The following is a 23298-nucleotide window of genomic DNA, read 5'->3' as shown; positions in this document are numbered from 1 at the left end:
GACGATTAGCGTGCGGGACACAGGTTTTCGAGAAAGGCAGTGGGCATGGATCCGACGGGTAAGAGCGATCAGCCGGTGGACGATCCCGAAACCGAGAAGCAGTACAACGACACCTACAACCAGAAGGGGGATCAGGTGCCGCCGGATCCGCCCTGGAAGTCGGGGCGCTGAGCGCCGACCGGGATTGTCGGTGGGTGCCGCTACGGTGTGGGCGTGAACCGCACGGATCGGCTCTACGCGATTGTCGAGGAGTTGCGGGCGGTGTCCCCGCGGCTGCGGACCGCACGGGAATTGGCCGCGCGGCACGGGGTGAGTGTGCGCACCGTCGAGCGGGACATCAGCGCGCTGCAGCAGTCGGGGGTGCCCATCTACGCCGATGTGGGGCGGCGGGGTGGGTACGCGCTGGAGAAGAGCATGTCGCTGCCGCCGCTGAACTTCACCGCGGCCGAGGCGGTGGCGCTGGCGGTCGCCGTGGCCCGCGCCGACGATGGGCCCTTCGCGGCGGCCGGGCGCAGTGCCCTGCGCAAGATCCTGGCCGCCATGTCCCAGCAGAATGCCGACGCGGCACGGCAATTGGCATTGCGGGTGCGCCTGCTGGAGTCGCCGGAGGCCATCGCGCCCATGCCGATCCCGGCGGAGGTGGAGCAGGCGGTGGTGGCGCGGCGCGTGCTGCGCATCGAATATCTGGATGGCTCGGGGGTGCTCAGCGAGCGCGAGGTGGAGCCGGTGGCGCTGCTGCACGGGATCAACGGCTGGTATCTGCTGGCCTGGTGCCGGCTGCGCGACGAACCGCGCAACTTCCGGCTCGACCGGATGAAGGGCATCGAGCTGACGGAGTGGACCGGGCCGGAGCGGACCATCGACATGTGCCGCCCGGACGAGCCGGTGCACGAGGTGCGGATGATCTCGCTCGGCTAGGCCGGCGAACACCGACAAATAATCCGGAAACACCGACACAGGGTTGTCGCCGGGCCCGGAGATCGTGGTGGGGCAAGGAAATCCACCATGACTCTTCGGGAGACAGAGATGACCACTCCGCCCTTCAACACCGTCGCCTGGTTCCAGGTCGGGAGCAATGAGCCCGAACAGGTGAAGGCCTTCTACCGGGAACTGTTCGGCTGGAACTTCGCTCCGGACCCGGACGAAGACGGCAAGTACGACATCGTCACCTATCCGGGCAACGAGATGCCCGCGGGCGGTATCGCGCATCAGGACGACGCCTCCGGCAACCACGCCATCTTCTATGTGCTGGTCCAGGACGTGCCCGCGGTACTGGCCGCGGCCGAGCAGGAAGGCGGCAAGGTCTTCCTGCAGCCCGTCACCGCCAAGAACGGCCTGGTCTTCGCCGAGCTGCTCGACACCTCGGGCAACCGCTTCGGCGTCTTCAGCCCGCCGCCCGCGAACTGAGCCCCGCCGCTCCCGTCGCGCCGCGGAGATAGCCTGTCACGGAGGTTGATTCGAGACAGGAGTGTGGATCGTGGGCGTGTTCGACCAGTTGAAGGATGCGGCGGGCAAGGCGGCGGAGCTGGCGGGTCAGCACGCCGACAAGCTGGAGCCGCTGATCGACAAGGCGGGCGATCTGGTGGACCAGCAGACCGACGGCAAGTTCGTCGGCGCGGTCGACAAGGTGCAGGACGCCGCCAAGCAGGCCCTGCGCGAGCAGTCGGGACACTAAGCGGCACAGGGTGTTTCGCGCCGGCCGGGCGGCCGGCGCGAAACACGCCCGCGGCCTCACATGGTGGCGGCGTCGATGACGAAGCGGTAGCGCACGTCGGAGGCGATCACCCGCTCGTAGGCCTCGTCGATGCGGTCGGCGGCGATCACCTCGATCTCCGCGCCGATGCCGTGCTCGGCGCAGAAGTCCAGCATCTCCTGGGTCTGCGGAATGCCGCCGATCATCGAGCCGGACAGCGAACGGCGGAGGCCCGCCAGCGCGGAAGCCCGCACGCTGTAGGGCCGCTCGGGTAGCCCGAGCGCCACCAGGCTGCCGTCCAGCCGCAGCAGCTTGAGGTAGTCCTCGATCGGCAGGTCGGCGGAGACGGTATTGATGATGAGGTCGAAGGATCCGCGCAGCTTCTTGAAGGTGTCGCGGTCACCGGTGGCGTAGTAGTGGTGCGCCCCGAACCGCAGGCCGTCCTCCTGCTTGGACAGCGAGTGGCTGAGCACGGTGACCTCCGCGCCCATGGCCGCGGCGATCTTCACGCCTATGTGCCCGAGCCCGCCCATACCGATGATGGCGACCCGCTTGCCCGGCCCGGCGTGCCAGTGCCGCAGCGGCGAGAACAGGGTGATGCCCGCGCACAGCAGCGGCGCGGCCACATCCAGTCCGATGCCCTCCGGAATGGCCAGCACGAAGCTCTCGGTCACCACGATCTGCGTGGCGTAGCCGCCGAGGGTGCGCCCGCCCGCCTGCTGTTCGGCGGGCACCGGGCTGTTGTAGGTCCAGACCGCCCCGTTCTCGCAGTACTGCTGTTCGCCGGCCAGACAGGGGTCGCAGTGTCCGCAGGAGCCGACCAGGCAGCCCACCCCGACCCGATCGCCGACCCGGTGCCGGGTCACCTCGGAGCCCACCGCGGCCACGATGCCGGCGATCTCGTGCCCGGGCACGCACGGGTAGGCGGTCCCGCGCCACTCGTTGCGGGCGGTGTGGATGTCGGAGTGGCAGATACCCGCGTACTTGACGTCGATCAGCACGTCGTACGGGCCCAGTTCGCGGCGCTCGATGGCGATCTTCTCGAAGGCCCCGTCCGGGGTGGAGACCGCGTAGGCGGTAGCAGTGCTCATGAAGTCATGCCTACTCCCGCATGCCCGAAATGACCAACCGATCGTTCGATTTCTCACCCGCGGCGCGGTGTGGCAATCCGGCCGCCAACGGCGTCATGCTGGCGGAATGGCCATTCTGCTGTCCCTGCTCTCCATGTGCGCGACCCTGATCGGCGGGCTACTGGCGGTGCACATCGGTGATCGCAAGCGGCTGGTGCTCGGCCTGGCCGCGGGCGTCATGCTGGGCGTGGTGGCCTTCGACCTGATGCCCGACGCCCTGGAACAGGACAGCCGCATCGCGCTCGGCGTGCCGGTGCCGCTGCTGGCCGCGGTGGTCGGTTTCTTCACCGTGCACGTGATCGAGCGCTCGATGGCCCTGCACACCGGCTACGAGGACGAATTCGTCGCGCACCGGCACAATCACGACTTCTCCTCGCTGGGCCTGCTCGCGGGCGCGGGCCTGGTGTTCCACTCCACCCTCGACGGCCTCAGCATCGGCTTCGGCTTCCAGGCCGGCGCGGCGGTCGGCGTGGCGGTGGCCATCGCGGTCATCTGCCACGACTTCGCCGACGGATTCAACACGTTCACCCTGACCACGCTGTACGGCAATGCCCGCACCCGTGGCCTGATCATGCTGGGACTGGATGCCGTAGCTCCGGTGGTCGGCGCGATCATCGGCACGCTGGTGCGGGTGCCCGCCGAACTCGTCGGCCTGTATCTGGGCTATTTCGCGGGCTTCCTGCTCTATCTCGCCACGGCCGATATCCTGCCCGAGGCACATGCGGGCAAACCCGCCCGGGGACCGCTGCTGTGCACCCTGGCCGGGGTGCTGGTCATGTTGGCTGTTGCGGCACTGAGCCATTGAAATACTGGTACACCAATAGCCAGACATGCTCGAGCAGGCGGGCGAACCGCAATCGGGAGGGTCCGTGGACAGCGACACGCGCGGGGTTGATCCGGCGGGCGGCGCTACCGGTCCCTACCCGGCCCGGGGCCGTCGGCCCGGCCGGGGCGGGCGCACCCTGGCGCTGGTCGTCGCCGCCGTCCTCGGCATCACCGGATTTCTCGGCTACCGCGGCGAACTGCCGCGCTGGCCGTTCCGCGACGATGCCGCCACCGCCGAGCTGGCCGCCCCGTCGCTGCCGCCGCTGGACGTCGATCTGGTCTCGCGGGTGGCCGAACCGGCGCTGGTGAACATCACCGCCGGCATCCGCCCCTACGGCCTGGGCGCGGCCGGCTCCGGCATCGTGCTGACCGCCGAGGGCGAGGTGCTCACCAGCCACCACGTCATCAAAGGCGCTGACACCGTGACGGTTTCGGATGTCGGCACCGGCGCGACCTACACCGCCACCGTCGCCGGCTACGACTCCGGCGCCGATATCGCCGTGCTGGATCTGAACGGCGCCGGCGGGCTCCCGGTCGCCCATATCGGCAACTCCGCCCCGCTGCACCTGGGCGACGCCGTGCTGGCCATCGGCAATGCGGGCGGCACCGGCTCGCCGACCGCGGTGGGCGGGCCCATCACCAATCTGGATTCGGCCATCGTCGCCCGCAATGCCGCCGACCTGTCGCGGAAATCGCTGCACGGCATGATCGAGGTCGCGGCCGCGGTGGCCGCCGGGCAGTCCGGCGGCGCGCTGGTGGACCGCTACGGCTCGGTCATCGGCGTCATCACCGCCGCCTCGGGCGATATGCAGAAGGCAACGGGCAAGGGCCCCAACGGTTATGCCGTGCCCATCGACACCGCCATGAACGTGGTCCGCCAGATCCGTTCCGGCACACCGACCGACAGCGTGCACATCGGCCCGACCGCCACCCTGGGCATCCTCACCTCCGATGCGCAGCCGGCCGGCGCGCGCATCGACGTGTCCATCTACGGACTGCCCGCCTACGAGGCCGGACTCACCGACGGCGAGGTCATCACCGCCCTCGACGACCGCGCCATCACCAGCTCACAAATGCTGAAAGCCGCACTCAACGCCCATCGACCGGACGATGTGGTGCGGCTCGAGGTCAGCGACCCGAACGGCGGGCACCGGACGGTGAACGTGACGCTCACCGTCGGCCCGCCCAACTAGAACTTGCTGTTCCAGTACGACTGGAACTGGAGGTACACGATCAGGATGACCACCGCGTAGAAGACGGCGACCAGCGTCCACCGCCACTCCACCAGGATCTGCAGCAGTCCCCGCGAGCGTCCCCACAGCAGGTTGGTCACGATGGCCAGGAGCGCCGGCGTCACCGCCCACACCACCATGCACCACGGGCACAGCGCGTGAATCTTGAACACCGCGTCCCACACCAGGTAGCAGATGAACGCCACGCCGAGCAGCAGGCCGAACCACAGGGCGCCGAAGAACCAGCGCGGCAGGGCGATTCCGCACACCACCAGCACGCCGATGGTGACGACCACCGAGAACCCCACCACGCCGATGATCGGATTGGGGAATCCGAACATCGCCGCGGTCGGCGATTCCATGACCGTCGAGCACGAGAGGGTCTGATCGATCGAGCAGATCGGCTTGTAGCCGGGCTCGGTCAGCAACTTGAACTTCTCGACCAGCAGCGTCACCGACGCCGCCCAGCCGATCAACGCACCCAGCAGCAGCGGCCAGGCCGAGCGGGGACCCGCCGCGATCATCACTTGCTCGCGTTCTCGATCGCCGAGGTCATGCCGCCCGGGCTCATGAGCGTCTTGGCATCCTGCACCTGGCTGCCGTTCACGTAGACGGTCGGGGTGGACTGCAGGCCGGTGGCGAAGACCGCCTTGGTCTCGTCCTTCACGAACTGGATGTACTTGCCGTCCCGAATGTCCTGTGCCACCTGCGGATCGGTGTATCCGGCGTCGGCGGCGATCTGGATGAGCTGGTCATCGGTCATGCCGTTGCCGTTCTCCGGCGGCTGCTTGCCGAACATGGTGCCCAGCCAGGCCTGGAACTTCGACGGGTCCGCGGTCGCGACCACATAGGCGGCATTGGCCGCGCGGGTCGAGAACTGGTTGCCGTTGGAGGCCCGGTCCAGGAAGGAGATGATGCTGTAATCGATGGTGGCGGAACCGTTCTGGACCGCCTTGGCCAGCACGTCGGAGTTGTAGCCCTCGAACATCTTGCAGGCCGGGCACTGCAGGTCGGCGACGATCTGGACCTTCGCCTTGGCGTCCGGATTGCCGATGCGGATGGCGCCGCCGGGGGTGACGTTCGGCGGAACCGCGCCCGTGCTCGGATCGTGGGTGACGGCCGGGGCGAACGAGGCCGACGGCGCGGCCGGCGCGCCCTTGTTGTCGTCGTGCTTGCGGATCGCCAGACCGATGCCGATGGCCGCCACCAGACCGACCAGGACCGCGGCCACGCCGACCTGGATGAAGATCTTGCGGTTACGTTCGGCCCGCGCCGCTTTCGCGAGCGGATTTTTACGGTCACCCGGTTTAGTGCTCACCTCTGTGCTCACCACGCCTTCCGTTGTCACGACACGTGCGCGCCCATCTTCACCCGAGAACCTGAGAGATTCCTGCATGTGCGCGAGCCGAGTCGCGCCCGGTCTGCTACGACGAGCGATTTTCCGTGGTCAGCGGCGAGAATTCACCCGGTGGGGTGTGAATCACCCCTGGATGAGACGTTTTTTCTGTTCGGCGATATCGAACTCCGCGGGCGGCCAGTCCAGCTTCAGGCCCGTCAGGGCGTCGATGAGCAGTTCGGTGACGGCCAGCCGCGCGTACCACTTGGAATCGCAGGGCAGCACATACCAGGGCGCGTAGTCGGTATTGGTGCGATCCAGCACCGCCTGGTACGCCTCCTGGTACTGCGGCCAGTACGCGCGCTCGTCGATGTCGCCCGGGTTGAACTTCCAGTACTTGTCGGGCCGGTCCAGCCGCTGCATGAGCCGCTTCTTCTGTTCGTCCAGCGAGACGAACATGGCCACCTTCACCACGGTCGTGCCGTCGTCCACCAGCTTGCGCTCGAACTTGTTGATCTCGTCGTAGCGCTTGCCCCACACCTCCGGCGCGACCAGATCGTGCACCCGCACCACCAGCACGTCCTCATAGTGCGAGCGATCGAACACACCGAGTTGCCCGCCGCGCGGCAGCTTCTTGCGAATGCGCCACAGGTAGTGGTGCTTCTGTTCCTCCGGCGTCGGCACCCCGAAGGCCGCGTGGTCCACGCCCTGCGGGTCCACCGAACCGATCACGTGCCGGACGATGCCGCCCTTGCCCGCGGTGTCCATGCCCTGCAGCACCAGCAGCACGCTGCGGGTGTCACCGGAACGGCCATTGGCATAGAGCTTTTCCTGCAGATCCGACAACACCGCGCGGCGTTCCTCGAGCAGGGCCTCGCCGGCGCGCTTGTCGCCCTTGAAACCCGGAGTCGCGGATGTATTCAGATCGTTCACCCTGACGCCATCGGCGCGTAGTGCCTTGGTGACCGGTTTCGACCAGGATGTCGCCTTCGCCATTCCTCATGCCTAGCACGGGGGCGTGGTTTCCCGCAGGCAACCGCGCCGAACCCGTCCGGTGCCCGCACTCACACCCGGGCCAGCTGCACCAGGTGCGCGGCCAATTCCTCATCGGTGACCGGGGCCAGGGTGAGGTCGGCGGCCGTGGTCAGCAGATAGCGGCCGTCGCCGGAGAAGTCCAGCCAGGTGCGATGCCGGGTCGGCGGCGACAGCGGATTCGCCGGTTCGACGGTGACGGTGATGAATCCGCGCCCGTCCACCGGTTCCCGCAGTTTGCGGCGGAAGCGGTCGGCCTCCGCGCCGGTGCCGGCGGCGTCGGGATACAGCACCGCCTGCTGCGGTTCGCGCAGCGGCTCCAGCCGTCCCGGCGGCGCCGACCCGATGACCTCCACCAGTTCCCGCCCCAATTGCTCAGCCGGACACAGCGATACCGTCACCGCGTCCGGCAGCGAGACCAGAATGCCCACCCGCTGCTGTGCCACCGCCGCGAAGGCGAGAATACGGCGGGCCTCCGGGCCGGCGGTGCGCTCGCCGTACAGGGTGACGGTGGTGGTGTCGGTGCGGGCGCACAGGGTCAGTGCCGCGGCCAGGTCGGGATCGGTGCGGCGCAGGAAGCGCGCCGGCGCTGCGCCCGGGGTGATCGGCCCGAATTGCGATGCGTCGTCGGGATTCTCGGGTGTCGCCGGAGTCGTGTCGAGCGGATAGGGACGGCGTTCCAGATCGGTTTCGCGGGTCCAGATCATCGCGAACTCGTCCGGGGTCAGGATCCATTTCACGTGGCCGACCCCCCTTTCTTGGGTACCACCTCCGTCCCGTCCGCGACCCTACCGGAGAGATTCTGCGGGTGCTGCCTGTCACCGGCACGCGCAATCTGTGACCTGCCGCACTCATTCGGCGGGTTGCTATCGCCGGTGGCGTAATCGGCGAGTCCCGCTACCGCCGTGTCGAATCCGTCGGTCGCCGCTCGGATCACGGTGGCGCGCACCGTCTCCGGGTCCGCACCCGCCAGCGTGGCGCGGCGGATCTCCGCGTGCAGCGCGCGATCCAGGCCCGCGAGGGCGGCCGCGACGAGCCGCGCGGTGGGGTCGTCCGGGCCGGTGCCGGTGGCCTCGGCGAGCGCCTCGGCCAGCGCGGTCTCGGTCTGCTCGCCGAGCCGGCGCAATCGGGCCTGCAGGGCGGAACTGTCGTCGATCAGGCGCCAGAAGGTGGTGACGCCGGGGGACAGGCCGAGGGTGGGATCGTCGCGCCGCACCCGGTCGAGGAAGGCGCGCCGCACGGCCGCGGCCGCCGACTCGCCCGGCGCCCGGTCGCGCACCGCGGTGGCGAGCCGGTTCGCGACCTCGTCCTGACGGTCGAAGAACAGGTCTTCTTTGGTCGGGAAGTAGTTGAACGCCGTGTTGACCGAGACGTTCGCGGCGCGCGCCACCTCGGCGACGGTCACCTTGTCGAAGCCCTTCTCCACGAACAACGCCATGGCGGCGTCGGCCAGCGCGGTCCGGGTGGCGCGCTTCTTCTCCTCGCGCAGTGCCAACGACCTCTCCTTCCTGTCGCTGAGCAGTATAGGTGTGACACTAAAATTGGTGTGACACCAAAATTCGAGATACGGTCGGACCCATGACGCTCAGATTCGGCATCTATGCCGGCGGACTCGCCGGCGATCAGTTCGGCAATGTCACGCCCGGCCCACCGGAAGAGGCCGACCGCATCACGGCGGCCCTGGACCAACTGCACAGCGAGCATCCGTTCGTGGTGCGCGGCTACGTCCTCTACAGCGACGCGCGCGGTGGATTCCAGGAGGCTCCGCCGCAGCCCTGGCAGTACGCCACGGCGCACCGGAAACTCGATCTGGTGGTGTGCTTCCACGAACCCGGCGACGACCTCACCGGCTGGCTCGCGTTCCTACGCAAGCAGATTCGCGACTACGGACCGGTGCTCTGCTCACTGCAGATCGCGGAGGAGCCCAACCATGCCGGACCCGGCGGCAACGGCGGCTACCCGCAGGTCCGGCAGGCCATCATCGAGGGGGTGCGCGCCGCCCGCGCGGAGGTGGACCGGCTCGGGCTCGCGGTCCGCATCGGCTGCAACTCGACACCGATCTTCGATCCGGCACAGGAGTTCTGGACCGATCTGGGCCGCCGGGGCGGGCGCGAATTCGCCGCCGCGCTCGACTATGTCGGCCTGGATTTCTTCCCCGACGTCTTCCGCCCGATCGCCGCAGAGAGCCTGGAAGCCGCCATCACCGCGGTGGTGACCGCCTTCCGCCGCGAAAGCCTGGCTGCTGCGGGCATTCCGGCCACCACCCCCATCCACATCACCGAAAACGGCTGGGCCACCGGGCCGGATCGGTCCTATGCGCGGCAGGCCGAGATGCTCGGGACCGTGGTGCGCCTCGTCGACGGCCTGGCCGGCGAGCTCAACATCACCACCTACGAGCACTTCGGCCTGCGCGACTCCTACAGCGATCAGGGTGATATGAACCTCGAATTCGGGCTCCTGCGTTCGGATTACACGCCGAAGCCCGCCTTCGATCGCTACCGCGAGCTCATCGCGGAATACAGCACTCCGGCGTGACCGCCGCGGCACTCCGGCGTGACCGCTGCGGCGCGCCGGACGTGATCGCTGCCGCGCGCCGGACGTGATCGCCGCGGCGCGTCAGACGGGCGCGACCTCGATGGTGATGCCCGCCGCGCGCAACCGCTCGGTCAGTGCGTCACCCATGGCCGAGGCCGGGGTGAGAATGCCCGCCAGCTCCGGCAGGCTGTCGAAGGCCAGGCATAGACCGGACTGGCCCAGCATGACCGAGGTGGCCTGATAGCCCGGATCGCCCTTGCCGGCGAAGGTGCACTCGTACTTCGCGCCCGAGGTGGTGTGTGCGAAGGTGCGCATGGTGAACCAGCCGCTGCGCCGGGCCTGCTCGCTCGGCCCGGTGCCCGGCTTGGGCACGATGCGGTCGATCAGCTTGCGGCCCACGGCCACTCGCGAGAGCACCGCGCCCGCCGCCATGGTGGCCACGATCCCGCCCGCGATGCCCGCGGCGACCAGCGGCGCGGTGGCCGAGGAGCCCGCGCTCATGACCTCCCGGTAGCGGAAGTTCTTGCCGTACGGCCAGCCCAGCAGGCCATTGGAGCGGCGCACGATCTTGGTGTTGTGCGCGCCCATGACGAAGGTCGCCACCCAGCCGTCCAGGCTCGGATCGATGGCCGAGGCCCGCGAGAGCGCCTGATCGCTCTGGCGGCCGACATCGGGCTCCATGGCCTTGTCGGGGCTCAGCGAGTACGGGTGCGACATCACCGACGCCTTGCTCGGATCCTCCGCGATGGCCTCCATCATGGCCCGCCCGGAATCGATGGTGCCGCCGCTGGCCCCGCCCTTGAGCCAGGCCACCAGGGTGACGTCGGTGAGCTCGCCGGCGTTGTCCGCGACACTGCGCTTGTACAGCTGATACACGCTCAGATCCGACGGAATCGAGTCGTAGCCACAGGAATTCACGATCTTCGCGCCGGTCTCGGCGGCCCGCTCGCCGAAGCGGTCGATGCACTCCCGGATGAACAGCGGCTCACCGGTGAGATCGGCGTAGTGCGTGCCCTTCTCGGCACACGCCTGCACCAGCGGCAACCCGTAGCGCAGGTACGGGCCCACGGTGGTGACCACCACCGAGGTGCGTGCCGCCAGCGCGTCCAGGCTGGCCTGATCGGTGGAATCCGCCTGCACCAGCGGCCATTCCGCCGCCGCGGCCCCAAGTTCCGTGCGTACGGCGGCCAGCTTCTCCGGCGACCGCCCGGCCAGTGCGATGCGCGCACCGGCCGGTGCCGCCTCGGCGAGATAGTGCGCGGTCAGCTTGCCCACGAAGCCGGTCGCCCCGAATAGGACGATGTCGAATTCCCTGTTGGCCATGGCTCTCTTTCCCGTCGGTGAGGTTTCACGCCTTGGCGGCGCGCTTACGGGTCTTCTTGGTCGTCCCCCCGGTGGTCGGCGCCGGAGCCGGGCGGCTCGCCAGCCAGTTGTGATGGGCGCGGCCGAGTTCGGTGACCGGCTCGTCCCCGTAGAGCCACTCGCGCGCGATGCGATGCCAATTGCCGGTCGCCTCCAGCTGCCCCAGCATGCCGAAGGTGAGGAAGTCGGCCCGCCTGGAGAACAGGTGCTCGGGCGGCAGATTCTGCTGCTTCATCCCGGTGAACTCGCTGGCCCGCGGATCCACCGCCAGAACGAAAGCGCCGGAGGCCAATTCGGGAGTGATGGTGAGGTCTTCGTCCACCAGCGCCCATTCACAGGCCGCCAGCACGTATTCCAGGCACTCCTCGGGCGTGATCTCCTCCGGCGAATCGATGACCCCGCGCTCGACCATGAGATCGCGCAGATCCTCGGCCCGCTCCTCGGCCGCGGCGCGAATGCAGATGGCCTCGAACTGCACGTGCTCGGGATCCATCCGGTTGAAGAGCCCGAAGTCCAGGAACGCCACCCGGCCGTCCGGGCCCAGCAGCAGATTGCCCGGATGCGGGTCGCCGCAGAACTCGTTGAAGGTGAACAGCGAGCCCACGTAGAAGCGGTAGATGATCTCGCCGATCCGATTGCGTTCCGCCGCGGGCAGTTCCCGGATCTCGTCGAAGCCGCGGCCCGGGAAGTACTCGCTCACCAGCACGCGGGTGGTGGACAGTTCCGGGTAGGTGGTCGGCACCACGATGAACGGGTGCCCGGCGAACAACTCCGAAATCTGTTTCTGGGTAGTGGCTTCCGCGACGTAGTCGAGTTCGCTCTCCAGATTCAGGCGCAGTTCGTCCAGCACGGCCGGGGTCACCCACGGCATGGCCGACTGCAGGATGCGCCGGAACATGGCCAGGTTCTTCAGATCCGCGCGCACCGCGACGTCGATCCCGGGGTACTGCACCTTCACCGCGACCTCGCGCCCGTCGTGCAGCGTCGCCTTGTAGACCTGCCCGATCGAGGCCGCGGCCACGGGTTCCGGATCGAATTCGGCGAAAACGGCCTCCAACGACTGCCCGAAGTCCTCCTCGATGACCGCCCGCATCACCTCGAACGACACCGTGGGCGCGCTGTCGCGCAGCACCGCCAGCCGGCGCTGGAACCGCTCCCGATGCTCCGGCGGCACCAGATCCAGGTCCAGCACGGACAGCATCTGCCCGAGCTTCATGGCCACACCCTTCATGGTGCCCAGCACCATGACCATCTGCTCGGTGGCCCGGATCATGGACTCCTCGGCCATCCGCGCCCGCACGGCCTCGGAGCGGCCACGCATGGATCGTCGAGTCTTCTGGGCGCGCAAGGCATTACCGGCGACGGCAATTCCCAGCTTCGTCCCCCGCGCAAGCCTGGATGTGGGCAGCTCTTTCGCCATCAGTGACCCTCCATGGGAGCCAACACCCCCGTTGGTGCCGACACGGCGGACACCCCGTGGTGTGGTCCGCCGGGTTCAGCCTAACCAGACTGCGAACTCGAGTGCTAGCCGTCAGCTAGCACTGTTTTCGCGGTTTTCCGGGTCCGGCAGCACATGCGGGCGCGCGTTGAAGTAGTGCCGGTCGCCGCCTGTGCGGACCATGCCCTCGATGGCGCTCCACGCCATCATCGTGAGGTAGTCGAGCATTTCCTCGCTGGACATGGTGCGGTTGGAGATCCACCAGTCGGTGGCCAGCTGCACGCCACCGACCAGCACGTAGGACCACAGCATCGCGCCTTCGGTCTGGATGCCGCGGTCGAAGGACTTGTCGATGATGACCGCCGAGACCACCTGCGCGAAGAGCTTCTCGAAATCGGCGAGGGTGGAGGTGTCGGTGGCCGCGCCGTTGCCCATGATGAACCGGTAGACATCGGTGTCCGAGTCGACCGTGTGCACATAGGCCGCCAAGGTATTGCGGACCAGCTGATACTCGTCGAGGTCGTCGCTGATGGCCTCGTAGATGCGCGGCATCAGCGTGGTCTCGATGAACCGCTCCATGGTGGCGCGGGTCAGGTCCTGCTTGTCCGAGAAATACCGGTAGAGCACGGTTTTCGAGACGCCGATCTCGGCGGCGATCTCATCCATGCCGGCATCGCCGCCGCGCTTGCGGATGGCGGCGAGGGTGCCGTCCACCAGCTCCTCGCGCCGGTCGATCTTGTGCTGTTGCCAGCGGCGTTTGCGGCCGTCGACACGACCACCGCGTGGACCGGTGGCCGCCTCCACGGCGGCACTCACGCTGCCTTTGGTGGTCACGCTGCGTTGGCTCCTTGTTCGCGTCCTGGGCCTGGGCCTATTCAGCTTAAGCCTCCCATGCTGTGGATCGTCGCCGATCGGGAAGGGCCCGGTGGCGGGGAGTTCGTCACACCACGCGCCAGAATGGACGATATGGAGCAACCTGCCGGCAGTGCCGGGGTACTCGACACGACCGAGCCGAAGCCGATGAAGACCACACTCAACGGCGGCGGAGCGTTCGCCGATCTCCTGGACGAAGAGGGCAAGAAGCGCGAACTGTGGCGCATGAAGGCCATTGCCACCGGCTTTCTCGCCGCGGCCACGATCATCTACATCGTCTGCGCCTGGCTGGGTTCGCGCGGCGCGGGCGGTGAGTGGGTCGGCTATGTGAAGGCCGCCTCCGAGGCCGGCATGGTCGGTGCGCTGGCCGACTGGTTCGCCGTCACCGCGCTGTTCCGGCATCCGCTGGGCCTGCCGATTCCGCACACCGCGATCATCCGCAAGAAGAAGGATCAGGTGGGCGCCGGACTCGGCGAATTCGTGCGCACCAATTTCCTGTCGCCGGATGCCGTCACCGTCAAGGTGAATTCCGCACAGATCCCGCTCCGGCTCGGCCGCTGGATGGCCGAGCCGGAGCACGCGGAACGCATCTCCGACGAGAGCGCGACCATATTGCGCGCGGTCATCGGCGTGCTGCGCGACGAGGATGTCGAGCAGATCATCGACAACACCATCGTCAAGCGCATCGCCGAGCCGCTGTGGGGTCCGCCCATCGGCAAGGTGCTCAACGAGCTGATCGCGGACAACCGGCAGGCTCCGCTGCTGGACCTGCTGGCCGAGCGCGCGCACCAGTGGGCGCTGGACTCGCAGGAGACGCTGGACCGCATCGTGAACCGGGACGCGCCGTCCTGGGCCCCGAAATTCGTGAATTCGCTGCTGGCCGAGCGCATTTATCGGGAGCTGGTGGAATTCACCTGGAAGGTGCGCACCCAGCCCGATCACGAGGTGCGGCTGGCGGCGAATCGCTTCCTCGAGGATTTCGCCCACGATCTGCAATTCGACGACGCCATGATCGAAAAGGCGGAAAAGATCAAGACCGAGCTCATGGGCCGGCGCGAGGTCACCGGGATGGCGCAGGCCACCTGGCGGGCGGCCAAGCGCATGATCCTGGAGTCGGCCGACGATCCGAATTCCACGCTGCGCCGCAAGGTGGCCGACAATGTGCAGCAGCTGGGCGAGCGGCTCTCGACCGACGCCGCCATGCGCGACAAGGTGGACGGCTGGCTCGAGCGCGGCGTCCGGTACCTGGTCACGAACTACGGCACCGAGTTCGCGTCGCTGGTCAGCGACACCGTTGCCCGCTGGGACGCGGAGGAGGCCAGCCGCAAGATCGAATTGGCGGCGGGCAAGGATCTGCAATTCATTCGCATCAACGGCACGGTGATCGGCTCGCTGGCGGGCCTGGTCATCTATGCCGTCTCCCATTTGCTGTTCAATGTCTGAACATTTGACCAATAAGCGCCGCGGCGGAGCGCCGGCTGTTTGCCACGCGCCATTCGGTGAACTGCGCTAGCAGAGCGCTTGCAAGAGTTAGCACCCCGTCCTAGAATTGACCGCACAACCGCCGGAAGGTGAGTGATGAAGCACGATCCCGAGGTTCCCGAACCGATCGAGGGCGACAGCGCGGAGACGTCCGCCGCCGGAGATCGGACGGGTCGCGTAGCCAACGCGGCTCACGACATCGGGGGCTTCATCCGGGCGCAACGCGAGGCCGCCCAGGTCTCGCTGCGTCAGCTCGCACAGCTGGCGGGGGTGAGCAATCCGTACTTGAGTCAGATCGAGCGCGGGCTGCGCAACCCGTCCGCCGAGGTACTCGCCCAGATCGCGAAGGGTCTGCGGGTCTCCTCGGAGGTCTTGTACATGCGGGCCGGGTACCTCGAGCAGAGGCCGCACGGCCCTGTCCGGGATGCCCTGCTGGCCGATGCCGGCCTGACCGAACGTCAGAAGCAGGTCCTCCTGGACATCTATGAATCGTTCTGCCGGGAAAACCAGGCGAACGAGGACAGAGGGGACGCAACGGACCTGATGGGGGGCGTTCCCGGGGGAGACAGGGACAACGAGGTTCCGCACCGCACAACCGAAGTTCCGCCACGCCAGGAGAGCGAACCATCATGACCGAATCGAACCTGACCGCGACCGTGACCAAGCCGATCTACGCCACGGTCGGCGCGGGTGACGCCATCTACGCCGCCGTGCTCGACGCCGTCTCGCAGATCCGCGAGCGCGCCACCTCCGCCGACGTCCAGGGCCGCATCGACGAGGCCCGCGAGCGCGTCGCCAACCTCCCGGCCGACCTGCAGGAGCAGGCCGAGACCCTGCGCCAGCGCGTGCAGGCGCTGCCGTCCGAGCTGCCCGAGGACCTGGCCGAGCTGCGCGAGAAGGCCACCGCCGAGGAGCTGCGCAAGCTGGTCGACCAGTACTACCACCAGCTGCTGGACCTGTACGCCGACCTGGCCGCCCGCGGCGAGGAGACCGTCGAGAAGCTGCGCAGCAACCCGGCCTTCGAGGAGCGCTTCGAGCAGGTCGAGACCCGCTACAACGACCTGCGGTCGCAGACCCAGGACATCATCGGCAAGGTGACCGACCAGGTCGGCCCCTACATCGGGCTCGCCGGCAAGGAAGAGGCCGAGGCCGAGGAGACCGTCGACGCCGAGGTCGTGGACGTGACCACCGAGACCGCTCCGGTCGAGGACGACGCCCCGGTCAAGAAGGCCGCCGCCAAGAAGGCTCCGGCCAAGAAGGCTGCCCCCGCCAAGAAGGCTGCCCCCGCCAAGAAGTAGATCTCGCACTTCGCGAAAAAGCTTGTCGCCCTCGCACACTCACGTGTGCGAGGGCGGCCGCGTTTCGGGGGAACACGGTCGCCCTCCGAGAGATGCGGTGCCACCGGGCGGTGTGAGCATCGGAGTTCCGCAACCCGTGTCGTGGTGAGAAGCCCTGGTGGGCAGGGCTTCACCCGTATGATGGGTGAGGTGATGGGAATCCCCAGCTTGATCTTGACGGTGTTGCAGCTGTGTGCGCTCGGCATGACGGTGTTCGCGCTCGTGCACGCGATTCGCCAGCGCCCGGATGCCTTCACGGCCGTCGACAAGCTGACCAAGCCGGTGTGGATCGCGATTCTGCTGGCGTCGCTGGGCGCCCTGCTGCTGGCGCAGACCCCGGTGGGGATTCTGGGTATCGCGGCGATCGTGGCCACCGGCGTCTATCTCGCCGATGTCCGGCCCAAGGTGGATGAGATCCAGCGCGGGCCGCGCTGGTAGCCCGCGTTCGAGACACTCGGCCGCCACTCCGGATCATCCGGGTGGCGGTCATTTTTTTCTCACATCAATGCGCTGGCCGGGGGTGAGGTGGGTTCCGGCTCGGGAACTTTTCGGGTGCTTGCACTAGCAAGCACGGGCCGGCCCGGGTTACTGTATCTAGCAGTAACACAAAGGAGTGTCCTATGCGGGCAATGCTGCCTCACCGGGCGAACCTCAGCCGGAAGGTCCGTGACCTGGTGCGCGCGCACCGGGCGGACCTGCGCACCCGGACCTACGGCAATGCGGATCTGAATCCGCCGGCCGGTCCCTACGAGGTCGTTCCGGTCACCGCCTCCGATGGCGCCCGGCTCCGGGTGCACGCCTACGGCCCGGCCGACGGCGATGTGATCGTGCTCGTGCACGGCTGGACCTGCTGCCTCGAATACTGGAACCCCCAGATCAACGCCTTCGCCGGCGAATACCGCGTCATCGCCTACGACGTGCGCGGCCACGGCGAGAGCGACGAGGGCACCGCCCCGCTCACCACCGGCCGGCTCGCGGACGATCTCGCCGATGTCCTGGACGCCGTGCTGAAGCCGGGCCGGCGCGCGGTACTGGTGGGGCACAGCCTGGGCGGCATGACGATTCAGGCCTGGGCGGGCCGGTATCCGCAGCGGGTGCGGCGGCAGCTGCTCGCGGTGCTGCTCACCAATACCGCGGCCGGCGACCTGATCGCCGAGACCACCGTGGTCCCGTTCTTCAATCGGGGTATCGCCAAGCTGCCGTTCCTGGTCGGCCTGCTCGGACTGAGCGCCCCGATTCTCTTCCCGCCGATCCGGCCGGTGACGTGGGTGTTCCGGCGGCAGATCATGAGCCTGGCCGCGGTCGGCGATGTCGCCGCCTTCGGCCTGAACATCGTGCGCTCGTGCCCGGCGCGGGTGCGCCGCCGGTTCGGGACCCTGCTGTCCTACCTGGATGCCGGGCGCGGAGCGGCCGAGCTGACCGTGCCGACCACCGTCATCGCCGGGTCGGCCGACGACATGACCCCGCCGGTGCACTCGGTGCGGATCGTCGAGATGCTCACCGCGACCGGCAGCCTGGACGGATACCGGATCCTGCCGACCGGTCACCTGGGGAATGTGGAGGCGTACCGGGAGTTCAATGCCGAACTCGACCGGATCGCCAAGTCCGCGTTCGGAATCCCCGCGCGGGTGGTGGGCGCCTGAGGGGTGAGGGTCGCCCACCCCTGAGGTTCCTTAACGGAGACGGCAGTCACAACGAACATAGTTGTAGAGCAAGAAGATATATCCCTGCTTGCTATTGCAAGCACCTTGGTTAGCGCGCTACGGTGGTCTGGAACACAAAGGAGTGCTCATGCTGGTGAAACTGCCAGAGGCCGGTGTCGGCGCCGACGCGCTGACCGCGCCCTTCCGCTCCGGGCTGCGGTCCCGGAACTACCGGACCGCATCGCTCAATACGCCACGGCCCACCGAGGTCATCCCCGTCACCACGCGTGACGGCGCGAAGCTGCGCGTGCACGCCTACGGTCCGGCCGACGGTGAGGTCATCGTGCTGGCGCACGGCTGGTCCTGTGCCATCGAATACTGGAACCCGCAGATCAATGCCTTCGCCGGCGAATACCGCGTGGTCGCGTTCGATCAGCGCGGCCACGGCGAAAGCGAAAGCGGCAGGCGCACTTTCAGCGCCCATCAGCTCGCGGACGACCTCTCCGATGTACTCGACGCGGTGCTGCGCCCGGGCCGGCGGGCGGTGCTGGTCGGGCACAGCATGGGCGGCATGACCATTCAGGCGTGGGCCGACCGCTATCCGCACCAGGTCCAGCATCGGGCCTCGGCAGTGCTGCTGGCCACCACCGCCGCGCGTCAGATTCCCAACCGCGCCACCGTGATTCCGCTGCTCAATGATGTGATCCCGGGCCCGGACTGGCTGGCGCTGGCGCTGTTCGGCACGCCGGTGCCGCTGCCCGGCGGCCCCGCGGTCAACCTGATCGCCAAGCATCGGCTTATGACTCCGGCCGCCACCCGCGACCAGATCCTCTTCGGCACCTCGATCGTCCGTTCCTGCCGCCCGTCGGTGCGCGCGGCCGTGGCCCGGGGCCTGCTCGAACTCGATCTGCACGGTGCCGCAGCGCATTTGACGGTCCCGACCACGGTGATCGCGGGCTCGCACGATCGGCTGCTGCCGGAGGTGCATTCGCGCGAGATCGCCGACACCCTCGCCGCTGCCGGACATCTCGACCGGTACACCATTCTGCCCACCGGGCATCTGGTGAACATCGAGGCGGAGAAGGCGTTCAATGTGGAGCTGCACCGCGTGATCCGCCGGTCGCGCCGCGCCCCGGTCGCCGTCGCCGGCTGACCTCGGAGACGACAACGCCCGCCCTGGGAAAACCGGGGCGGGCGTTGGCTTTTCGGGTCCTATTCGAAGACGACGGTGCGGCGGCCGTGCACCAGCACCCGGCCCTCGAGATGCCAGCGCAGGCCGCGGGCCAGCACCACCCGCTCGATATCGCGGCCCTGGCGGACCATGTCGCGCACGGTGTCGGAGTGGTCGACGCGGGTGACGTCCTGCTCGATGATCGGGCCCGCGTCCAGCTCGGCGGTGACGTAGTGGCAGGTCGCGCCGATCAGCTTGACGCCGCGGGCGAAGGCCTGGTGGTAGGGGCGCGCGCCGACGAAGGACGGCAGGAAGCTGTGATGGATATTGATGGCCTTGCCCGCCCAGTGCTCGCACAGCTCCGACGGCAGCACCTGCATGAAACGGGCCAGCACCACGGCGTGCGGGTCGTGCGCGTCGACCAGGTCGCGCACCTGCTCGAAGGCCGGGCCGCGTTCGGCCGGGTCCTTGGGGAAGGGCACGTAGTGGAACTTGATGCCGTGCGCCTCGGTCATGCCGGCCAGGTCCGGGTGATTGCCGATGACGGCCTCGATGGTGGCGGGCAGCTCGCCGCTGGTGGCCCGGCCGAGCAGGTCGTGCAGGCAGTGGCCGTCCTTGGAGACCAGCAGCACCGCGCGGCGGCGTTCACCGGAGTCGTGCACCTGCCAGTCGGTCTCCGGGCCGAGGTCGGCGGCGACGGCGGTGAAGCGGCGGCGCAGCTCGTCCAGATCGAACGGCACGGTGGCGGCCTCGATCGCCTGCCGGGTGAAGAACCACCCGGTTTCCAGGTCCGAGTGATAGCCCGCCTCCACGATCGAGCCGCCGAAATCGGCGATGAACGAGGTGATGCGGGCGATGATGCCGGGACGATCCGGGCAGCCCAGGGTGAGCACGTAACGGCGGTCGTCCAGGGTGGAACTCATACCGGATATCCTCCCAGCAACCGCCGGGCACCGGATCGAAGGGGTGATTCAGTCGCCCCGCTCATCGCAGGCCGGGCCGCGGTCACAGCATGTAGAAGGCGTCGGCGTAGCGGAATTCGCCCTTGATCTCGAGTTCGTAGGCAGTGAGCGGGCGGACCTGGAAGTGGGTGGCCCACTCCGGCTGGTCGGGGACGATGCCCAGCCGGCTGCCCGGGACGAAACCGAAGCGCGGGTAGTACTCGAGGCTGCCGAGCAGGCCCACCAGTGGTTCGTCGAGCGCGTCGGCGGCGCCGAGGGCCGCGTGCATGAGGGCCGAGCCGATGCCCTTGCCCTGATGGTCGGCGCGGACGCCGATCGGGCCCAGCGCCAGCACCGGGAACGGGCCGATGCCGGCCCGGGTGAGGCAGACGTGCCCGACGATCTGATCGTGGAACTCCGCCACCAGCGACAGGGTCGGGATCCAGGCGGATCCGTCGTCGCGGAGGAGATGGACCAGACCGACTTCGACGGGGTCGCCGATCGGCTCGGAAGAGGGGGTATCACCGTAGGCATCCGCGGAGCGACCGAAGGCGCTGCGGTGCACCGCGTCGATCGCGGCGGCATCGCCGGTACGTTCACGACGGATCAGCACGCCTACAAGTCTGCGCGACAACGGTGGCGGCCCGCAACGAAATTCGCCGGGCGTGTGCCAAACTCGGTGCTCATGGCACAGATTTCCCGTCGTGACGTGGCGGCGATGATCGATCACACCCTGCTGTCGCCCGATGCCACACCCGCCGAGGTGGCCGCGCTGGTGGACGAAGCGCGCGAACTTGGCGTGTTCGCTATCTGCGTGTCGCCGTCCATGCTGCCGGTGCGTGCGCCGGGTCTGGTGGTGGCCACGGTCGCGGGTTTCCCTTCCGGCAAACATCATTCGCTGGTGAAGGGGGCCGAGGCGCGGCTGGCGGTGGACCAGGGCGCGGCCGAGGTGGACATGGTCATCGACGTTGGCGCGGCGCGGGCCGGTGATTACAACGCGGTGCTGGCGGACATCGTCACGGTGCGCGAGGCGATCGGGGATCGGGCGCTGCTGAAGGTGATCATCGAATCCGCCGCGCTCACCGACGAAGCCGTTACCGAGGTGTGCCGGACCGCCGAGCGGGCGGGCGCGGATTTCGTGAAGACCTCCACCGGATTCCATCCCGCGGGCGGTGCGAGCGCGCATGCCGTGCGGTTGATGGCGGAGGCCGTCGGCGGGCGACTCGGGGTGAAGGCCAGCGGCGGTATCCGGAGCGCGGCGCAGGCGGCGGAACTGATCGCCGCCGGCGCCACGCGGCTGGGACTGTCGCGGTCTCGTGAAGTGCTGGAAGGGTTTCCGGACTAGCAGTCGATCGGTTGCTGCTGCTGGTTCGGATCGGCCTTCAGCTCGGTGTGCCCGCCCTGCAGCGCGACGTGCAGGCCGTCCTTGGTGACCTCGACCTTGGTGGGCTGCAGGCCCAGCGGGTAGCTCTGCAGGCTCTGCGTCATGAGATCCACGATGCCCGAGACCAGATCGGTGGGCAGGCCGAAGCCGAGCAGTGCGGCCTGCAGGGTGTCGACCTCGATCTTGTCGCCGACAATCTTTGGCTTGACCTGCAATTGGGCCAGGCCGCCCAGCACCGCGAAGCTCAGCGTGCCGGAGCCGGGATCGGCGGTGGTGCCGGAGACCAAGCCGCCCAGCGTCTTCGTGATGCCCTCGGTGCTCCAGGTGACATCGGCGGTGGAGCTGTCGACGGTGGCCTGCTGGCCGCCATCGGACATTTCGAGGTTCTTGAAGGTGGCGTGCACGACCATGCCCTGTGCCGGGCCGAACTTGGAGTCGTCGCTGTTCACCGTCACCGAGCCGACCTTGTGGTCGAACATGGTGAGCAGCAGCGGTTTCCAGCCGAACGACACATCGATCTTGGAGCCCATCTGCGCCTGGAACTGCGAGCTGATGCACTTCTCGACCTTGTTGCGGGCGTAGGCCTCACCGCCCGCCAGGCCGCCCGCCACCAGCAGCGTCGACACCAGGCCCACGATGAGCAGGGTCCGCTTGCGATTTCGTCGCTTGCCGGACGAGCCGCCCTGCCCGCCACCGCCGTTCATCGGGGGCGGCGGCGTGCCGGGCGGCAGCTGCGTGCCGCCGGGCTGCGGAATCGAACCGGAGGTGTCGGTGCCGGCCGGCAGCACCGTGGTCGGCGCGGTACCGGTCGAGTGGCCCGGACCGGTGGTGGCGCCGAGAGCGTAGGCCGCCTCGCCCGGGTGGAGGGCCTGGGTGGGCTGGGCGTCGAGGCCGGGGGTGGGCTGGGCGCCGTGCTGGGCGGTGGGGTCGTTCCACCAGTCGGTGGTGGCGCCCTGGCCGTTGAGCACCTGGGTGGGCGAGTCGTGCTCCGCACCCAGGATTTCGGTGGGCGTGCTGTCCGGCTTGCCGAATTCGACCGCCTGTGCGGCAGGGTTGTCCGGCTGCGCGACGGTGGCGTCGCGCTTGATCGCGTCGTCCGAGGTGGGTTCCGGATTCATGGAGGCGATTCTTCCCGAGCTTTCTGAGTGAGCTCTGTGCATCCTGTGAGGTGTCGGCTCACAGGCGTGGATTGTGACATAACGCACATGGGTGCCGCTTATCCTGAATGTCATGGCTGGGAACGCGGCACCGGAGCCCGATCCGGAGTACGGATGGCACGCGTTGCGGGAGCAGGCCGCGCGGCACGCGGGGTATTTCACCACCCGTCAGGTGCTGCGCACCGGATGTGAGGTCCGGATTCGCGACGGGTTGCGGGACGGCAGCATCGTGCGTTCGGGGGTCGGGTTGCTGCGGATGGCCGACTGGCCGGACGGGCCGCTCGACGAGTACGCCATGTGGTCGGCCTGGTTCGACGGGGCCGCGGCGGTCTCGCACCACAGCGCCGCCGAACTGCACGGGCTGGGACGGTTGCGGCCGCGGTTCGTGCACCTGTCGGCGCGGGTCGGGCGGTTCCCGCTGTCGCCGCGGCTGGTGGTGCTGCGGCGCAGCTTCGCCCGCACGGATGTGGAGTCGGCGGGGGCCTTCCTGGTGACCACGCCGCTGCGGACCGTGCTGGATCTGGCCGAGGCCGGGATCGGGCAGGCCGCGCTGGACGAGGTGGTGGCCGACGCCGTCGCCATCCACCGCTGCGCCCGCGCCGAGATTCGTTCCGCCAGTACCGCTCTGGATCCGGCCACGGCGGCCCGGCTGCACCGGGCCCTGACCCGCGCCCAGGAGGACCCGCGTTAGGGGCCTCCCGGGGTTTTCGCGGTGTGGTCGTCGAGT

27 protein-coding genes are annotated in these 23298 nt (G+C 68.4%); 15 read left to right on the top strand and 12 right to left on the bottom strand.

The features are described from left to right. Positions 1-45 precede the first annotated feature (45 nt). From ACWEKS_RS23375 to ACWEKS_RS23360, 4 genes are all read left to right on the top strand, one after another. Complete coding sequence (locus ACWEKS_RS23375; RefSeq protein ID WP_364620331.1) at positions 46-171, top strand: hypothetical protein; 126 nt, start codon at positions 46-48, stop codon at positions 169-171. Between the two features lie 42 nt (positions 172-213). Continuing rightward, entirely contained in the window at positions 214-918 is a 705-nt protein-coding gene (locus ACWEKS_RS23370) for a helix-turn-helix transcriptional regulator (RefSeq protein ID WP_452342023.1), read from the top strand. Positions 919-1026: 108 nt separating this feature from the next. Beyond that, positions 1027-1407, top strand: coding sequence for a VOC family protein (locus ACWEKS_RS23365; protein ID WP_354847054.1), 381 nt, complete (start codon positions 1027-1029; stop codon positions 1405-1407). 70 nt (positions 1408-1477) lie between these two features. After that, complete coding sequence (locus ACWEKS_RS23360) at positions 1478-1675, top strand: antitoxin (RefSeq protein WP_452342022.1); 198 nt, start codon at positions 1478-1480, stop codon at positions 1673-1675. A 56-nt stretch (positions 1676-1731) separates the two neighbouring features. Here the strand turns inward: ACWEKS_RS23360 and ACWEKS_RS23355 are convergent, their stop codons facing one another. Beyond that, positions 1732-2784 carry an NAD(P)-dependent alcohol dehydrogenase gene (locus ACWEKS_RS23355; protein WP_452342021.1) on the bottom strand — a complete coding sequence of 351 codons (1053 nt, stop codon included), beginning with the start codon at positions 2782-2784 and terminating at the stop codon, positions 1732-1734. 106 nt (positions 2785-2890) lie between these two features. Here ACWEKS_RS23355 and ACWEKS_RS23350 point away from each other — a divergent pair, with 106 nt between their 5' ends. Then, positions 2891-3628, top strand: a complete 738-nt coding sequence (locus ACWEKS_RS23350; protein WP_452342020.1) for a ZIP family metal transporter — start codon at positions 2891-2893, stop codon at positions 3626-3628. A 64-nt stretch (positions 3629-3692) separates the two neighbouring features. Next, positions 3693-4841, top strand: a complete 1149-nt coding sequence (locus tag ACWEKS_RS23345; protein WP_452342019.1) for a S1C family serine protease — start codon at positions 3693-3695, stop codon at positions 4839-4841. Here ACWEKS_RS23345 and ACWEKS_RS23340 read toward each other — a convergent pair. From ACWEKS_RS23340 to ACWEKS_RS23320, 5 genes are all read right to left on the bottom strand, one after another. Continuing rightward, positions 4838-5404 carry a vitamin K epoxide reductase family protein gene (locus ACWEKS_RS23340; protein ID WP_452342018.1) on the bottom strand — a complete coding sequence of 189 codons (567 nt, stop codon included), beginning with the start codon at positions 5402-5404 and terminating at the stop codon, positions 4838-4840. The two genes, ACWEKS_RS23345 and ACWEKS_RS23340, sit on opposite strands and share 4 nt — an antisense overlap. Continuing rightward, entirely contained in the window at positions 5404-6198 is a 795-nt protein-coding gene (locus ACWEKS_RS23335) for a DsbA family protein (protein ID WP_452342017.1), read from the bottom strand. Before ACWEKS_RS23335 ends, ACWEKS_RS23340 begins: the two co-directional genes overlap by 1 nt. Before the next feature lie 162 nt (positions 6199-6360). After that, positions 6361-7212 carry a polyphosphate kinase 2 family protein gene (locus tag ACWEKS_RS23330; RefSeq protein ID WP_452342016.1) on the bottom strand — a complete coding sequence of 284 codons (852 nt, stop codon included), beginning with the start codon at positions 7210-7212 and terminating at the stop codon, positions 6361-6363. Between the two features lie 68 nt (positions 7213-7280). Beyond that, positions 7281-7988 carry an ESX secretion-associated protein EspG gene (locus ACWEKS_RS23325; protein WP_452342015.1) on the bottom strand — a complete coding sequence of 236 codons (708 nt, stop codon included), beginning with the start codon at positions 7986-7988 and terminating at the stop codon, positions 7281-7283. After that, complete coding sequence (locus ACWEKS_RS23320) at positions 7985-8743, bottom strand: TetR/AcrR family transcriptional regulator (protein ID WP_452342014.1); 759 nt, start codon at positions 8741-8743, stop codon at positions 7985-7987. Before ACWEKS_RS23320 ends, ACWEKS_RS23325 begins: the two co-directional genes overlap by 4 nt. 83 nt (positions 8744-8826) lie before the next feature. On the opposite strand from ACWEKS_RS23320, the gene ACWEKS_RS23315 reads away from it, so the two are divergent. Next, entirely contained in the window at positions 8827-9783 is a 957-nt protein-coding gene (locus ACWEKS_RS23315) for a hypothetical protein (protein WP_452342013.1), read from the top strand. 81 nt (positions 9784-9864) lie between these two features. On the opposite strand, the gene ACWEKS_RS23310 is transcribed toward ACWEKS_RS23315, so the two are convergent. The 3 genes from ACWEKS_RS23310 to ACWEKS_RS23300 all read right to left on the bottom strand — a co-directional run bounded on the left by ACWEKS_RS23310 (position 9865) and on the right by ACWEKS_RS23300 (position 13417). Next, the gene (locus tag ACWEKS_RS23310) at positions 9865-11106 is read right to left on the bottom strand and encodes a saccharopine dehydrogenase family protein (RefSeq protein WP_452342012.1); all 1242 of its coding nucleotides are present in this window, start codon (positions 11104-11106) and stop codon (positions 9865-9867) included. A gap of 25 nt (positions 11107-11131) precedes the next feature. Continuing rightward, positions 11132-12565: an ABC1 kinase family protein gene (locus ACWEKS_RS23305; protein ID WP_452342011.1), complete on the bottom strand. Its 1434-nt coding sequence runs from the start codon at positions 12563-12565 to the stop codon at positions 11132-11134. Between the two features lie 111 nt (positions 12566-12676). Continuing rightward, positions 12677-13417 carry a TetR/AcrR family transcriptional regulator gene (locus ACWEKS_RS23300; protein ID WP_452342010.1) on the bottom strand — a complete coding sequence of 247 codons (741 nt, stop codon included), beginning with the start codon at positions 13415-13417 and terminating at the stop codon, positions 12677-12679. Positions 13418-13603: 186 nt separating this feature from the next. Here ACWEKS_RS23300 and ACWEKS_RS23295 point away from each other — a divergent pair, with 186 nt between their 5' ends. From ACWEKS_RS23295 to ACWEKS_RS23270, 6 genes are all read left to right on the top strand, one after another. Further along, positions 13604-14899 (top strand): DUF445 domain-containing protein, encoded by a 1296-nt coding sequence (locus tag ACWEKS_RS23295; RefSeq protein ID WP_452342078.1) that lies wholly within the window; start codon positions 13604-13606, stop codon positions 14897-14899. 135 nt (positions 14900-15034) lie between these two features. Then, a complete protein-coding gene (locus ACWEKS_RS23290) occupies positions 15035-15571 on the top strand; it encodes a helix-turn-helix domain-containing protein (RefSeq protein ID WP_452342009.1) in 537 nt (178 codons plus the stop codon). Beyond that, positions 15568-16236: a heparin-binding hemagglutinin gene (locus tag ACWEKS_RS23285; RefSeq protein ID WP_452342008.1), complete on the top strand. Its 669-nt coding sequence runs from the start codon at positions 15568-15570 to the stop codon at positions 16234-16236. The genes ACWEKS_RS23290 and ACWEKS_RS23285 overlap by 4 nt, the downstream gene beginning before the upstream one ends. A 192-nt stretch (positions 16237-16428) precedes the next feature. Next, positions 16429-16713 (top strand): DUF2516 family protein, encoded by a 285-nt coding sequence (locus ACWEKS_RS23280; protein ID WP_379399588.1) that lies wholly within the window; start codon positions 16429-16431, stop codon positions 16711-16713. A gap of 182 nt (positions 16714-16895) precedes the next feature. Further along, the gene (locus ACWEKS_RS23275) at positions 16896-17918 is read left to right on the top strand and encodes an alpha/beta fold hydrolase (protein WP_452342007.1); all 1023 of its coding nucleotides are present in this window, start codon (positions 16896-16898) and stop codon (positions 17916-17918) included. 148 nt (positions 17919-18066) lie between these two features. Beyond that, positions 18067-19071 carry an alpha/beta fold hydrolase gene (locus ACWEKS_RS23270; protein WP_452342006.1) on the top strand — a complete coding sequence of 335 codons (1005 nt, stop codon included), beginning with the start codon at positions 18067-18069 and terminating at the stop codon, positions 19069-19071. A 59-nt stretch (positions 19072-19130) separates the two neighbouring features. Here the strand turns inward: ACWEKS_RS23270 and purU are convergent, their stop codons facing one another. Both purU and ACWEKS_RS23260 read right to left on the bottom strand, forming a co-directional pair. Beyond that, positions 19131-20012, bottom strand: a complete 882-nt coding sequence (purU, locus tag ACWEKS_RS23265) for a formyltetrahydrofolate deformylase (protein WP_452342005.1) — start codon at positions 20010-20012, stop codon at positions 19131-19133. An 82-nt stretch (positions 20013-20094) separates the two neighbouring features. Next, complete coding sequence (locus ACWEKS_RS23260) at positions 20095-20643, bottom strand: GNAT family N-acetyltransferase (RefSeq protein ID WP_452342004.1); 549 nt, start codon at positions 20641-20643, stop codon at positions 20095-20097. 72 nt (positions 20644-20715) lie between these two features. On the opposite strand from ACWEKS_RS23260, the gene deoC reads away from it, so the two are divergent. Then, positions 20716-21375 (top strand): deoxyribose-phosphate aldolase, encoded by a 660-nt coding sequence (gene deoC, locus ACWEKS_RS23255; RefSeq protein WP_452342003.1) that lies wholly within the window; start codon positions 20716-20718, stop codon positions 21373-21375. Here the strand turns inward: deoC and ACWEKS_RS23250 are convergent. Beyond that, on the bottom strand, positions 21372-22532 hold the full coding sequence (locus ACWEKS_RS23250; protein ID WP_452342002.1) for an LmeA family phospholipid-binding protein: 1161 nt from the start codon (positions 22530-22532) through the stop codon (positions 21372-21374). The two genes, deoC and ACWEKS_RS23250, sit on opposite strands and share 4 nt — an antisense overlap. Before the next feature lie 112 nt (positions 22533-22644). On the opposite strand from ACWEKS_RS23250, the gene ACWEKS_RS23245 reads away from it, so the two are divergent. Then, positions 22645-23262 (top strand): hypothetical protein, encoded by a 618-nt coding sequence (locus tag ACWEKS_RS23245; protein ID WP_452342001.1) that lies wholly within the window; start codon positions 22645-22647, stop codon positions 23260-23262. Positions 23263-23298 lie beyond the last annotated feature (36 nt).

This window comes from Nocardia sp. NPDC004711 (assembly GCF_053601595.1).
Note: the sequence above shows the minus strand (reverse complement) of the source record. Positions and strands in the feature narration are given on the sequence as shown.